The organism is Desulfofundulus sp. JL263-se, assembly GCF_056316025.1.
Genome location: NZ_CM149993.1, coordinates 889,258 through 902,925, shown reverse-complemented (window position 1 = coordinate 902,925; position 13,668 = coordinate 889,258). Strand labels below are relative to the sequence as shown.

At 45.3% G+C, this 13,668-nt stretch carries 13 protein-coding genes, 1 tRNA gene and 2 pseudogenes; 10 read left to right on the top strand and 6 right to left on the bottom strand.

What is annotated here, in order from left to right; genetic code table 11:
- Positions 1-3 precede the first annotated feature (3 nt).
- The 4 genes and pseudogenes from ACX4JR_RS04610 to ACX4JR_RS04595 form a co-directional block, all read right to left on the bottom strand.
- Positions 4-594 carry a DedA family protein gene (locus ACX4JR_RS04610; protein WP_476060471.1) on the bottom strand — a complete coding sequence of 197 codons (591 nt, stop codon included), beginning with the start codon at positions 592-594 and terminating at the stop codon, positions 4-6.
- Between the two features lie 91 nt (positions 595-685).
- A complete protein-coding gene (locus ACX4JR_RS04605; protein WP_476060470.1) occupies positions 686-1,816 on the bottom strand; it encodes a DUF7986 domain-containing protein in 1,131 nt (376 codons plus the stop codon).
- Between the two features lie 18 nt (positions 1,817-1,834).
- Positions 1,835-1,900: pseudogene (locus tag ACX4JR_RS04600) on the bottom strand (SEC-C metal-binding domain-containing protein); the annotation flags it as partial.
- 60 nt (positions 1,901-1,960) lie between these two features.
- Complete coding sequence (locus ACX4JR_RS04595; RefSeq protein WP_476059866.1) at positions 1,961-3,481, bottom strand: S41 family peptidase; 1,521 nt, start codon at positions 3,479-3,481, stop codon at positions 1,961-1,963.
- Positions 3,482-3,619: 138 nt separating this feature from the next.
- Between ACX4JR_RS04595 and polA the strand changes: the two genes are divergently transcribed.
- The 8 genes and pseudogenes from polA (at position 3,620) to ACX4JR_RS04555 (ending at position 11,085) form a co-directional block, all read left to right on the top strand.
- The gene (polA, locus tag ACX4JR_RS04590; protein WP_476059865.1) at positions 3,620-6,271 is read left to right on the top strand and encodes a DNA polymerase I; all 2,652 of its coding nucleotides are present in this window, start codon (positions 3,620-3,622) and stop codon (positions 6,269-6,271) included.
- A gap of 11 nt (positions 6,272-6,282) precedes the next feature.
- Positions 6,283-7,110 carry a DNA-formamidopyrimidine glycosylase gene (gene mutM / locus ACX4JR_RS04585; protein ID WP_476059864.1) on the top strand — a complete coding sequence of 276 codons (828 nt, stop codon included), beginning with the start codon at positions 6,283-6,285 and terminating at the stop codon, positions 7,108-7,110.
- Between the two features lie 60 nt (positions 7,111-7,170).
- Positions 7,171-7,839 (top strand): annotated as a pseudogene (gene ytaF / locus ACX4JR_RS04580) (sporulation membrane protein YtaF); the annotation flags it as partial.
- Between the two features lie 14 nt (positions 7,840-7,853).
- Entirely contained in the window at positions 7,854-8,483 is a 630-nt protein-coding gene (gene coaE / locus ACX4JR_RS04575) for a dephospho-CoA kinase (protein ID WP_476059863.1), read from the top strand.
- A gap of 63 nt (positions 8,484-8,546) precedes the next feature.
- Entirely contained in the window at positions 8,547-9,113 is a 567-nt protein-coding gene (locus ACX4JR_RS04570; protein WP_476059862.1) for a lytic transglycosylase domain-containing protein, read from the top strand.
- A 128-nt stretch (positions 9,114-9,241) separates the two neighbouring features.
- On the top strand, positions 9,242-10,669 hold the full coding sequence (locus ACX4JR_RS04565; RefSeq protein WP_476057840.1) for an ISLre2 family transposase: 1,428 nt from the start codon (positions 9,242-9,244) through the stop codon (positions 10,667-10,669).
- 54 nt (positions 10,670-10,723) lie between these two features.
- Complete coding sequence (locus ACX4JR_RS04560; protein ID WP_476057841.1) at positions 10,724-10,897, top strand: hypothetical protein; 174 nt, start codon at positions 10,724-10,726, stop codon at positions 10,895-10,897.
- Positions 10,898-11,000: 103 nt separating this feature from the next.
- Positions 11,001-11,085, top strand: a tRNA-Leu gene (locus tag ACX4JR_RS04555).
- A gap of 102 nt (positions 11,086-11,187) precedes the next feature.
- Here ACX4JR_RS04555 and ACX4JR_RS04550 read toward each other — a convergent pair.
- Both ACX4JR_RS04550 and ACX4JR_RS04545 read right to left on the bottom strand, forming a co-directional pair.
- Entirely contained in the window at positions 11,188-11,742 is a 555-nt protein-coding gene (locus ACX4JR_RS04550) for an HNH endonuclease (RefSeq protein WP_476059861.1), read from the bottom strand.
- Entirely contained in the window at positions 11,735-12,007 is a 273-nt protein-coding gene (locus ACX4JR_RS04545; protein ID WP_476059860.1) for a hypothetical protein, read from the bottom strand. The genes ACX4JR_RS04550 and ACX4JR_RS04545 overlap by 8 nt, the downstream gene beginning before the upstream one ends.
- A 266-nt stretch (positions 12,008-12,273) precedes the next feature.
- Here ACX4JR_RS04545 and ACX4JR_RS04540 point away from each other — a divergent pair, with 266 nt between their 5' ends.
- Both ACX4JR_RS04540 and ACX4JR_RS04535 read left to right on the top strand, forming a co-directional pair.
- Entirely contained in the window at positions 12,274-12,732 is a 459-nt protein-coding gene (locus tag ACX4JR_RS04540) for a ferritin-like domain-containing protein (RefSeq protein ID WP_476059859.1), read from the top strand.
- A gap of 299 nt (positions 12,733-13,031) precedes the next feature.
- Complete coding sequence (locus ACX4JR_RS04535) at positions 13,032-13,529, top strand: DUF3231 family protein (RefSeq protein ID WP_476059858.1); 498 nt, start codon at positions 13,032-13,034, stop codon at positions 13,527-13,529.
- Positions 13,530-13,668 lie beyond the last annotated feature (139 nt).

The window sequence follows — 13,668 nt, the reverse complement described above, 5'->3', positions numbered from 1 at the left end:
CAGCTACTTGCGGCGCCGCATCCACCAAAAAACCAGCAACACCAATATACCGGCTGCCACAATAAGGTCAAAACGGTGGAACCAGGGCTTAAGGGCATCCCAGTGCTGCCCCAGCTTAACCCCCAGGTACACCAGCGCTATTGACCACGGAAGGGACCCCAGGAAACTGTAAATTATGAACCGGCCTATATTCATCCGGGCAATTCCAGCCGGCAGGGAAATAAACGTACGCACCACCGGTATCAATCGGGTAAAAAAAACGGTGGCCTCGCCATAACGTTCAAACCATCTTTCAGCCAGAACAAAATGCTTTTCTGATATTCCCATGTACCGCCCGTATTTTTGTAAAAAAGGCCGCCCACCAAACAATCCAATATAATATGAAATGATAGAACCGCCAAGCCCACCAAGGGTCCCGGCCATTACGGCACCCCAGAAAGTAAGCCTGCCGGTAGAAACAAGGTACCCTCCAAAGGGCAGGATTATTTCACTGGGCAATGGAATATTGGCACTTTCAATGGCCATACCAATGGCCAGGCCCCAATATCCCAAAGCAGAAATAAATTCAGTAACCCGAATCGTCACTATTTCCATTAAAGAATTAATCAATTCAAACAAACAAATTCCTCCTGGCCAAAATTAAGTAAAACTTCTCCCCACTAGGGTCTGGGAGAAGTCTAAAATATTATTTTCTCTTGGAAAGGTAACAGGACAAAAAAGATATGGCGTTATTTACAAGACCCAAGTTCTTCGACTTACCGCATGTTGAATACCTTTCATCACATTCTTTTAGACCCAAAATCTTACACATGGAACGGTACTTGCCGGAGATGGTGGAAGGTGATACACCGTATCTCTTAGCCAATGTATTCTGGTTTTCCCTGCCGTCTCCCTCCAGCCTGGAAATGGCATATACCAAGGTAGCTACCCATGCCTCAGGCTTGCGAAAAGAAGGCCTTTCCAGGGATGTATAATCATACCACAAGCGCAGGGCATTGCTTACTTGCTGACAACCATACTTATAAAGAAATAGTTCCTCCGCCACCTCCCGGGCTACCTTTTGATAGCTGGGCTCACGCCATGGAAAATCTTCGGGCACTACGCAGCGGTAGCCCAATTCAAATTCCCGGCTGTACTCTTCTTCCGGATAATCCTCCTCTTCGATATCTAACCATTCCAGCACGGGGTCAATAGTTAATTGCATAACCATGCTGTTTACTATGTGACTACGCTCCCGCAGGTAAAAATACCAGTCTTTAGTATAATTTCCATCCTCCCAAAACCGGGAGGCATCGATAAACAGCCCTTTTAGCAATATATTCCTGCAGCTAGGAGGCAAGGCCAAGCCACTGGTGGAAAATTCATTTTCCTCTCCCACGGAAAGTATCCGCATATAAAGAATGAACCCAGGATTTATTTCCCTAACCGCATTATTTTCCGTAACTACGAGCTGTTTCCGCAAAAGTAAATCTTCAAGGACTAATTTTCCCGGAAAAACAGCTTTTACTTCATAAAGACTGTTAGGAGCCCGGGACCAATCATCCAGCAGCATCTTTTCATCTGCACTGAGCGACGGGGACCTTTTAAATTTATCTATAATCCTGTCTCCATCGGGAAGCCTAAAATCAAATATAAACCACTCATAATAACGTTCCATCAAGAAATCATCGTCAAAGTCATCCATATTTGTATCCAGATACCTGAAATATAAATCCTGGGCCCGGGTAGCATCCCTGGCAAATTCGGGCCTGCCTACATAATCACCCAGTTTTTTGCGCAAATCCAGCCCTACCTTGCGCAAACGAAACTGAGTCAAAGAAATGACATTAGTGTTTTTTCCGCAGCACTGAGTATATGTTTTCCCACTGCCACACGGGCAGGGTAATCTTCCCCCCGACATTACAACACCTCCCCCCGCATTGGCGGGGATTTATAAAAATAAATATATTATATTATAATATTATTCCACACTTGATACTGTTTTCCTGCAAATACCCTCCGGGGTTCCCGCCTGCAGTGAACGAACGTACACTTTACCGGGGCCACTCTCAATTTCCAAATCAAGTAACTTTAAAGCTTGATAAGATATATACCTTACTCCCCGGTCTATCAAAACAGCCCTATTTAATACCTTTTCTTCATCATTCAACCTCAAATTGCTGCTGCCGGGATACACTTCCATAGTATCGCCAAAGCCGGAAATCCTGACACCTTTTTCTGATGGGCTGACACGGTACCCCAACGTCTCAAGGGTCAATCTTAAAGGCAGAAATAAATGGCCCGACTCCACCAAAGGCATAAAAGGATATTCTATTTCCTGTCCATTTACCCGTATTTTACTATCCTTAATATTAAATTCCAGCTCCAGTATATTATTATTTTTTAATACCTGCAATGCAGCCGCTACCTGCAACTCGGGAATGAGTATTTCCCGGTCCGGTATTAAACCGTTACCGTCAAGGTTAATACCGGAAGGCGTAAAATACCGGTGTGTTGTCACTTTTAAAGCCCCGCCCGTTTCCAGGGGAATTACCGTTTGCAGCACTCCCTTGCCGAATGTACAATCTCCGACCAGCCTGGCCAAACCGTGATCCCGCAGCGCTCCCGCAAGTACCTCAGCTGCACTGGCTGTATCGTTATTAACCAGGACGGCCACGGGCATTCTCAAAGCCGCAGGGTATCCCGAAGTTACATATGTCTTCCTGTTTCCCTTTCTATCTTCCGTTAAGACTACCGGGCTACCGGGAGGAAGAAATTGCGAAGCTATATCTACTGCAGCCTGAAGATATCCTCCCCTGTTATTTCGTAAATCAAGTACCAAGCAATTTATTCCTCGGGACAACAAATCGTGTAAGGCCTTATCAAACTCGTCAGCAGTTTTGGAACCAAAGAAACTAACATTAATATATCCCACCCGGCTGCTAAACACGCGGAACTCTACCGTCGGTATACTAACATTTTTCCTGATAATGATGAAATTAATTCTTCCCTTACCCGGGCGGTCAACCGTGATTTTCACAGAAGTACCCTCCGGGCCACGGATTTTTTGCACCACTTCCAAGAGGTCCAGATTTTTCAAATCCATGCCGTCCACTGCTACAATTAAGTCGCCTGCCTTAATCCCAGCTTTTTCAGCCGGGGAACGCGGTATAACCCGTAGTACCCCCGGATAGGAAACACCGGGGCTTAATTCCACCCCTATCCCGAACAAACTGCCATCCAAAGAACGGGTAAATTGTTCCAGTTCCTCTGGACTAAAATATTCGGTAAAAGGATCTCCCAGTATATCCAACATTCCCTTAATAGCACCATTTACCAGTTCATCTACTTCAGGTTCCTCCAAATGATACCGGGTCAAGTACTCCATTATCTCTTCCAGTACAAGCGTTCCATCGGAAATAGAATCGCAGGCAAATGCAGCTTGTATCCCCATAAACACCAAAATAATCGCAAGAATAACCGGCAGGACATACCTAGGCAATAAAATCACTCCTTAAGCAGTTTACCAATTTATTCTAGTGCGTTCCAAAAAGTCCTGCCTTCTAACACACAGAATTGCAGGTATTTTAGCCCGAAGCGGTGAAAATAATAGAAAATATCTTTCCGGGAAGGTGCACTTATGTCACAAGAAACTATACTGGTCATTGACGGAAACAGTCTTGCCCACAGGGCATTTCACGCCATACCCTTGCTCTCAACCAGCGAAGGAATAATAACCAATGCCGCCTACGGATTCACTACCATGCTTTTTAAGGTTTTAAAAGAACGAAATCCCGAACTGGTAGCGGTGGCTTTTGATAAGGGAAAAATTACATTCAGGCACAGCCGATTTATCGATTACAAAATGCATAGAAAGGCCACTCCCGCCGAACTCCGTCCCCAATTTCCACTTTTAAAAGATATTTTAAGAGCCATGCAAATTCCCATTTTTGAAGTAGAAAATTACGAGGCAGACGACCTAATCGGAACCATAACTGCGGCGGCAGAAAAAAAAGGCCTTAACTGTCTGATATTAACCGGAGATCGCGACGCCTTGCAGCTGGTTTCTTCCCGGACCAGGGTCTTGCATATTAAAAAGGGAATCAGCGAATTGGAAGAATACGACATTGAGGCTGTAAAAAAGAAATTCGGCGTGTCCCCGAAACGATTTGCCGACTTAAAGGGTCTTATGGGTGACTCTTCAGATAACATACCGGGAGTACCGGGGATAGGACCCAAAACGGCTGCCAAATTACTACAGAATTACGAAAGTTTGGAGGAACTTATAGAGAAAAAAGAAGAACTACCTGCCCGGTGGCGTAACAAACTGGAGGAGTATAAGGACCAGGCCCTCATGTCCAAGGAATTAGCCACCATCATACGCCAAGTTCCGGTGGAAATAGATATAGAAAGCTGCCGCTGGAAAGGACCTAATTACCCGCAATTGCTTAAAATTTTCAGCAAACTTGAATTCAAGTCGCTCATTAAAAATATTGTGGAAGAAGCCAGAGATAAACCGAACAAAAAAAAGGAGGACGATAAAACTAAAAATAAAAAAATTAAAACGGAAGGCCTAAATGCATATAAGGCTCCGCATTCCATTATAAGGAATTTGGAAGAATTAAATGAATTAAGGGAAAAGGTAAAGGCAGCCGGAGAAATTGCCCTAACCGTTGAGGGACAGCCAGAAGGGAAGATATTTTCTGCAGCAATAACCCTATCGCCGGGGAATAACTTCTTCCTGCCGTTGGATAATGGTAAAATACCAGGTATTTTAAAGGATATCATTTCCGACCCCGCAATTAAAAAGTATTGTCATGATGCCAAAAGTATAATCCGGCAGCTTAATCATCATGGGATATCGTTTACAGGGCTAGCCTTTGACACCTTGGTTGCGGCATATTTACTGAACCCCGGCTCAGCAGGGCTGGACTTAAGTAACCTGGCGCTGCAGCACTTAAATATTGTACTTCCTTCCCTGGAAGGAAAAAATATTACGGCAGCAGCTGAAAGCATATTTAAAATAAAAGGGCTCCTTGAAAAGCGCCTTGCTGAAAATAACCTTTTACAACTTTATTATGAGGTGGAACTTCCCCTAATTTCAGTGCTGGCAAAAATGGAAATAGCCGGAGTAACCGTAGATATAATCAAATTAAAAGAAATGTCCGGCGAATTAAATAGGCAGATTAACAAAATTACCGGAGAAATATATTCCCTTGCCGGCGAAGAATTTAATATAAATTCCACACGCCAACTAGGCTATATACTTTTTGAAAAGTTGCAGCTCCCGGTAATAAAACGAACCAAAACCGGCTATTCCACCGACGCAGCGGTTTTGGAAGAATTGGCGGGAAGCCACCCCATAGTGGAAAAAATTATTGCCCACCGCCAGCTGGTAAAACTTAAATCCACTTATGTAGACAGCTTGGCACAACTTATAAACCCGAAAACAGGTAGGATACATACCACTTTCCACCAGACAGTTACAGCCACCGGGCGCCTTTCCAGTGCCGAGCCAAACCTGCAAAACATACCCATCCGGCTTGAACAGGGCAGAAAAATCAGAAAAGTATTTGTGCCGCGAAGGCCGGGCAACCTCATCCTAACAGCCGATTATTCCCAAATCGAATTGCGCATCCTTGCCCATATGTCCAGTGATGCCGTACTTCGGGAAGCATTCTACCAGGGACAGGATATACATACCAGGACGGCTTCCGAAGTATTCGGCGTCAGTATGGATCAGGTAACCAGAGAAATGCGCAACAGGGCAAAGGCAGTAAATTTTGGTATTATTTACGGGATGAGTGAATTCGGTCTTTCCCGGGATATCAAGGTTAGCCGCGCTGAGGCAAAACGATACATAGAAAACTACTTTGCCCGCTATGCCGGAGTAAAACAATATATCGAAAAAACCATAGCCGAAGCACGGAAAAAGGGTTATGTAACAACCATTTTGAACCGCCGGCGCTATCTGCCCGACCTCTTCAGTCCCAACCGGAACGTCCGTAATTTCGGTGAACGAACCGCGGTAAATACCCCTATTCAGGGTAGCGCCGCCGACATTATCAAACTGGCTATGGTTAAAACCCAAAGGGAATTGGAAAAACGAAACCTCCAGGCAAAGATGATCCTGCAGGTACACGACGAGTTAATATTTGACGTACCGGAAGATGAATTGCCGGTATTAAAAGAGATCGTTCGGGAATGCATGGAAAATGCAGTCACCTTGAATGTGCCTTTGGTTGTAGATTTAAAGGCAGGACCTAACTGGTATGACGTGAAAAAGCTCTAGGAGATGTTAATATGCCCGAACTACCGGAAGTGGAAACAATTAAACGATCTCTGGAAAATAAACTGGTAGGCCGCGAAATAACCGGGATAAGTGTATATCTACCGAAAATTATTCGATTGGAGGATCCCCAAAAATTTAAGCGGCAAATCTTGGGGAAGAAAATTACCGGGTTGTCACGAAGGGGTAAATACCTGCTTGTTCGTCTAACCGGCGACCTTACATTGGTAATTCACCTGCGCATGACCGGGAGACTTTTATACATGTCACCCTCCTGCCCGGGTAAACATACCCATGTAATATTTAAATTTGAAAATGGAAAGGAACTGCACTTTATTGATGTGCGCCAATTCGGCAGAATCATTCTTACTCCCTCGGATAACCTTCATACGGTTCCGGGACTAAAAGACCTGGGGGTTGAACCCCTTAGTGATAATTTCACTAGCAATTTCTTACGACGGGAGCTGCGCAAACACCGGGCAAAAATAAAAAGTCTTTTACTGGATCAAACATTTATTGCCGGCCTTGGAAATATATATGCAGATGAAGCATTGCATCGTGCCCGTATAAACCCTGCACGAATGGCCAGTTCCTTAAATCCAAGGGAGGTTACCAACCTTTACCACGCTATACAGGATGTACTGCGTGAGGGTATTGAAAACCGCGGTACAACTTTCCGTGACTACGTAAACGGCGACGGCAGGGCCGGTAACTACGGGGAATTGCTGCGTGTTTACGGAAGAGAAGGTCAACCCTGCCTGGAATGCAAGACCATTATTTCCAAAGTAAAGCTGGGCGGGCGCAGTACTTATTTTTGCCCCCGCTGTCAAAAAAATCATTAAACAGCTGGGTCAGGCACGTTTCAGGCTTTCCCTCCATACTTATGTTTACGTAGCCAAAAGCAAAGGAGGGAAAGTCATAAATTTATGGAATTGCTGACCCTGGTTTTATTTGCCCTGGCACTAAACATGGACGCGTTTGGGGCCGGAACGGCTTACGGAGTTCGTAATATCAAGTTACCCTTGATTTCAGTATTAATTATCAGCTGTATGTCCATGGCAGCCATAACTCTTTCCATGCTGGCAGGACACACCCTGGCAAACTATATATCAGAAACATTTGCTCACCGCCTGGGCGGTATCCTGCTAATGGGCACCGGCATTTGGGTGCTTATTCAATCTCTGCGGGACCACCGAAAAAAAACGTTAAATCCCGAAGAAATACACTCCCCGGTAATGGAAATTCACATCCGCTCCCTTGGACTGGTGATACAGGTACTGCGGGAGCCCACCCGGGCCGACCTGGACCGGTCGGGGGTAATCTCTCCCGGGGAAGCTCTTCTCTTAGGATTGGCACTGTCAATGGATGCTTTCGCAGCAGGATTTGCGGTATCCATGTTTGGTTTTTCCGTCTGGCTGACAGCCGTCATTGTAGGGGCCGGGCATCTCTTCCTCACTTATACCGGGCTATTTTTAGGAAGGAGCGTGGCAGCTACGGCACTGGGAAGGCAGTTAAGTGCAGTTCCGGGGTGCATTCTAATTGCCCTGGGGATTTTTAATATTTACCCGTAAAGCTATAATTTATAATGGTGATATACATGATTATTGGATTGACCGGAAACATTGGCAGCGGCAAAAGTACACTGGCACGGTATTTAAAAGGCCTGGGGGCCGAAGTCATAGATACGGACGAGATATCCAGGGCCATTGTAGAACCGGGAAAGCCCGCACTGGAGAAAATTGTTAATACATTCGGGCCAAAGGTATTACATAAGAACGGTACTTTAAACCGCCAGGCTTTGGCGGATATCGTTTTTAAAGATTCCGAAGCCCGGCAAAAACTAAATTCAATAATGCACCCGCTTATTATTCAGGAAGTGGAGGAAGCCATATCTCGATATAAAAACAACCGGGGCCCGAAGGCCCCGGCTTTAATAATTGAAGCACCGCTATTATTTGAAACCGGCATGGAAAAGCTGGTAGACGAGGTTTGGCTGGTAACGGTGGACATGCCGGTTCAGATTCAGAGGATCATGAAGCGGAACAATATTGACGAAGAACGGGCCCGCAGCCGGATAGCAAGCCAAATGCCCCAGGCAGAAAAAATAAAGAAAGCCCATCGCCTGATAGACAATAGCGGTTCATTGGAAAAAACCCGCAACCGGGTCAAAGAACTATGGGAAAATGTAATCCAACGCCAAAGCTCTATGACTTAATAACATTTTACCTGTTTGACAGGCATAATTTTAAACAACCATAAGACCCGGGAGTGATAATATTTGGCAGTCACCTACAGAAGAAAATTAAAATCAGGCAGGTTACTTTTTTTAATTACCTTGATAATCATAGCTTTAAATATCAAGGATATTGGACGTTTTTTCTACCCCCTCCCCTACCGGCAAACAATCGAAAAATATGCCAGGGAACATAACCTGGACCCTCTTTTCCTGGCTGCCATTATTAAAAATGAAAGTAACTTTGATCCCCGGGCCCGCTCGAAAAAGGGAGCCAGGGGCCTGATGCAAATAATGCCCGAAACCGGAACCTGGATTGCAAATCAGACAGGCATAGAGTCCTTTCACCCGGACCAACTCTACGATGTGGAAACCAATATTCGCCTCGGAGCCTGGTACGTGGCAAACTTGCTTGAAGAATTCGACGGCAACATCCTGCCTATGTTGGCCGCCTATAATGGCGGCCGTGGAAACGTGAGAAAGTGGCTGGCTGAAAAAAACTGGCATGAAAAACAGCTTGCGATTTCTCAAATCCCCTTTCCCGAAACCCGTAATTTTGTGCGAAAAGTGATAACAACTTATAAGATTTATAAATTTCTTTATTCCAAGTAATATGATTTAAATTCCATGAGGCCGTGTAAAATTTCAGTAGGCACCAGAAGGAAATCAACCTCCTAGAAATAGAAATGAGACCTCACCCCAAAAACACTCCAACGGAAATTAAAGGAGGGCGAGGTCTCATGTTAAATATTCGCCACATAGTGGGGGCAGTCCTTCTATTCGGTTCTGGCCTAACTAAATTAATTGGCGAGTGCAAAGACTTTTATGAGCTTGAAAAAGGCATCCATGAGCTGTGCCAGGCAGTCTGCAACCAAATTTTCACCTGGGCCCTGGAACAGATCGATACCCGCCTGATGAATGAACGTGACCGGAGCACCTGGGAAGTGGTCGGCTTTCGGGCTAAAACAGCAGTAAGCACCTTTGGGGAATTTCTCTTCAAAAGGCGCCTGTACAGGAACAAAAAAACCGGGGAAACCAAATTCTTTTTAGACGAGCTGCTGGGCTGGCCAGCCCGGGCCAAGATCACCCCCCGTTTAAAAGAACTGGCCGTCAAACTAAGCACCGAACTTTCCTTTGCCCGTGCCGCCGAGATCTTAAACCACCTTGTTTCCGGCCTAAGTCCCATGACCGTCTGGCAGGCTACCCAAGAAGTGGGAGAAGTCTTGCAGCAAGAAGGAGAAGAAAAAAGGGCAGCGGTTTTTGAAAAGGGCGAAGCTCCCGGCGGGAAAGAGGTAACCCCGGAGCTGTGTATCGAAGCCGACGGAGTGATAATCCGCCTGCAGAAGACAAAAGAGAAAAGAGGAGAAATTAAGCATATGGTCGTCTACGAAGGGAAGGAACAAATTGGCCAAGGTCGCTTCGCCCTGAAAAACAAGCTTGTTTTAAGCAGCCTAAATGACGGTAAGGCAGCCTGGGAAGAAAACTATGCCGTAGCCGGGGGAAAATGGGACCTGAGCCAAACCGAAAGGATCTTCATCGGCGGCGACGGGGCAGACTGGTCCAAGCAGGGAATTGATTACTTTCCCGGCGCTGTGTATCGCTTAGACCCATACCACCTGAGCAGGCATTTAACCGAGGCCCTCTGGTACGACGAAGAAACCTACCGGAAGGTGGCCCTGGCCATTTCCCAGGGTAACTGGGAGGAGACCCAAAGAGTTCTTACGGAAGCAGCAAAAAACACCAGGGGCAACCGGAAGAAGAGGATCACCAAACTTCTGCATTATCTTGAGGAAAACTGGGCGGGGATCGCTGCCTCGCCGGGAGCAAAACGTTTGGGCACCATTGAAGGGCAGATTCAACACAACGTGGCCCGGCGGATGAAACGCCTGGGAGCCAGGTGGACAATCCCTGGAGGAGACCGGATGGCCCGTGTTTTGGCCGCTAAGGCAAACGGGGAGCTTGGCAATTATACTTTGCGCTGGCCGGTGAAACACCGGAAATTGAGAGAAATTGCGCAGTTAAAGCCAGTCGAAAAACAAAAAACAGAGGATGTGGAAAAATGGCTGCAGGCGTCTGTTCCGGCTTTAAAGGGTCCTTTTGCTGACCGGCTGTGGATTAAGTATGTTTTACGTGAACTTAGCCGTCCCAGCTTTTCTGCTCTTTTGTAAAAGCATGTTCCTTGGAGAGCCTTTGAGGTTTTCAGGCGGCGCCGGAGGGTAGCCTTGACAGCCGGGGTCCCCGCATGTGATAAAATGTACAAGCCGGCGGGGTATGCTAAAGTATGCAGCATGTTCCCCGGAGCCGCCCCGTCGGTACTGAAACTATATCACATGCGGGGTGGCTGTCAAGGCCGCCGCCGTAAAACTAATGTTTTAAGCGGTGAGGTCTCATGTTAAAAGATACCTACTGAATCTTGACACGGACATTCCATGAAATATCTCTTGCTTTAGAAAGGCATATTTGTTATAATTGTCTTTGCACGGCAAAAAAAAATGATGTGTCGGAGTGGCGGAATCGGCAGACGCGCACGTTTGAGGGGCGTGTGGGGTAACCCGTGCGGGTTCAAGTCCCGCCTCCGACACCATTCCAATCTCGCACATTGTGCGAAGAGATACAAACGGAGTTTAAGTTTTAACCCTCACAAAAAAGGCTGTGACATTATCGCAGCCTTTTTTGTTTATATTGCTCAAAGACGCTCTATGAGAGCGTCTTTATTTTTTACTCCCGCCACCCAGGCCTTTTTGGCGGTCTTTCTATCGTGACACTGCCTACACAAAGCCTGCCAGTTATTCTTATCCCAAAACAGTTCGGGATCCCCTTTGTGCGGAATGATATGATCCACCACTGCTGCAGGCGTAATTCTACCTTGCTTCTGGCATTCAACACACAGCGGGTTATGCCTTAAGAACATCTCTCTTGCCCGTCTCCACCAAGCGTCGTAACCCCGCTGCGCCGCCGTTCCCCTTTGCTGGTCGTACCTTTTCCGCTCCTGCTTCTTGTGCCTCTCACAGTGCCGTGTCCCGGCTTCAACTAGTTCCGGGCAACCAGGATAAGCGCAGGGTTTCTTTGGACGTCTAGGCATTCTCCCTATTCCTCCAACGGCTCCCCGGATCACCTTAAACCGCAAAACTAAAAGCAGACCGTGTTTCTCTCGCCCGATAGGTGGTGTTTCCCTGGCCTGCTTTCCTGTATAATCACCCGGAGCCTTAAGCTCCACTCCCGCCGGCGTAATCTCACGCATTGTGCCTGAAGGTCAGATATAAGGGAATCATAATCGGCCAGCGCGTCCTCCAGTCCCTTCGACTTGCCGACCGGAACTGTTCTCCCGTCCCCCCTGTACCTGGCCACAACCCGGGGGACAGGGCTGGCCTCGGAAAGTTCCCCTTTATCTCTTCGGCCTGGTCGTGTATCTTCTGGATAATTGATTTCAACCTCTCAATTCGCATTTTCTTTTTCCAGTAGCGATATAACAAGCCTTCAGTCTGCCGGAATACTTCCGCGTTCATCCCCATCCCCCTTTTAACCAGGTTGTTACCATAAACGCTTCAGCCCGCCGAGCAGGGCCCGGCACCTTACCACCCGAACCGACCTCCGCGGACGCCGTATCCAGAAGCCGTTTTTAATTACCACTCTCAATCCCTCCCGGCAGCAGCGCACAAGGCGTATTTTCTTTGTTATCCTCAACAATTAAGGACAAGGAGCAAATAAGGTAATAAGAAACACAAATTATTGAAACAATAATATAAATATTACCTGATGGGAGTATAAGTTTATGGATGATAAGAAATTGATAAAAGAATTTAATAAAATTTTAACTCTCGAACATGGCCACCTAGGTATGTATAAAAACTTTATGGAATACGAGGATAAAGAAATTAAGCGAGCCTTTAGGCGGTTTATGGAGGTTGAAGAAGAGCACATTGCTAAAATTAACAACATAATTCGCAACCTCGGCGGGAAACCCTCCATGACAGTTGATGGTGGAGACATAATTGGAAAATTATTTGGTATTGCCTTAAACACCGTAGCCGACACCAAGGAATTGTTAAAAGCCTATAGTTTTATTGAAAAGAAATCTCACGAGGGGTATTCAAAACTTGTATCTCAATTGGAGCAAGATACTCAGGAAAGAAATAAATTTATAGCTGAGATTGCGGCGACAAATATGCTGGAAGCTCACTTGATGCAGCTATGGCTAGACAACAAGATACTGACCTTAGAAGTTCAATAACAAGAACTCCCGTTTGCTAAAGTTATCTAGGTTGGTATAAATAGTCGCCATGTTTAGATCCCGACAAGGTGCGAATTTGTAGATAGGTTTTTATCGCAAACAGCAACTACCTGCTTTTAATGCTTCAAATCTAACTTGCATTAGCACCACCTTTTTCTGCACATCCTAAACAAGTAATCAATTTCTTTGCTGTGTGTAATAACTCGATACAAATTTGAATAAATTTTAGTCAATGGTTCAAACTAAGCTTAAGCATAAATAGAACTGTAACAAACTACTCACAGGAGTGTTGTTATATAATGCAATTTATAAGTTCATTTTGCAAGAATACAAAAGAAAAACCCCATTGCGGGGAGGTATTTTGCTTATGGCAACATCTTGCTCAGAGATATGATACTTTAGAAATAACACAAATTTTTCAGAACTTCGCCCACGATAACGATTTTAAAGCCATATTAACTATGGGATTAAAAATCCTCAATAATGAAATAGAACTTATCGAAAAACAAATGAATTATTTTGCTATTCCTTTACCCCCAAGACCACCAAAGTCAGCAAACACTCCTACTAATACTGAAATATTACGAGATGAAGTAATGTTTCGCATTATTTATTCGGGAATACAAAATTTTATAATTCAGCAAACAAAAAGTATATTAGCGGTCGAAAAAGAACATTTAAAAAACATGTTTATTAAAATGCTAGAAATAGAAATAAATCTATATGATAAACTTACCTCCTACGGCAAATCAAAAGGCTGGTTATATGTCCCACCTATATGTGACAAAAGAAGCTAAGCATACTATCATTGCGCAGTTTAAACATAATGCTTGTGATTTGCATCAACGGATCATCCTCCGGTTTTCGAATTCTTTTAGGACAGTTTGCTTCTTTTATCGTATCTTTAAGTTGTCTCCAGTGTTCAAGTATATAGCA

Bases quoted from the DNA above. Each gene is read 5' to 3' on its own strand.
- ACX4JR_RS04610 (WP_476060471.1), bottom strand. From the start codon at position 594: ATGGAAATAGTGACGATTCGGGTTACTGAATTTATTTCTGCTTTGGGA.
- polA (WP_476059865.1), top strand. From the start codon at position 3,620: ATGTCACAAGAAACTATACTGGTCATTGACGGAAACAGTCTTGCCCAC.
- mutM (WP_476059864.1), top strand. From the start codon at position 6,283: ATGCCCGAACTACCGGAAGTGGAAACAATTAAACGATCTCTGGAAAAT.
- coaE (WP_476059863.1), top strand. From the start codon at position 7,854: ATGGTGATATACATGATTATTGGATTGACCGGAAACATTGGCAGCGGC.
- ACX4JR_RS04565 (WP_476057840.1), top strand. From the start codon at position 9,242: ATGTTAAATATTCGCCACATAGTGGGGGCAGTCCTTCTATTCGGTTCT.
- ACX4JR_RS04550 (WP_476059861.1), bottom strand. From the start codon at position 11,742: ATGCGTGAGATTACGCCGGCGGGAGTGGAGCTTAAGGCTCCGGGTGAT.
- ACX4JR_RS04545 (WP_476059860.1), bottom strand. From the start codon at position 12,007: ATGAACGCGGAAGTATTCCGGCAGACTGAAGGCTTGTTATATCGCTAC.
- ACX4JR_RS04540 (WP_476059859.1), top strand. From the start codon at position 12,274: ATGGATGATAAGAAATTGATAAAAGAATTTAATAAAATTTTAACTCTC.
- ACX4JR_RS04535 (WP_476059858.1), top strand. From the start codon at position 13,032: ATGCAATTTATAAGTTCATTTTGCAAGAATACAAAAGAAAAACCCCAT.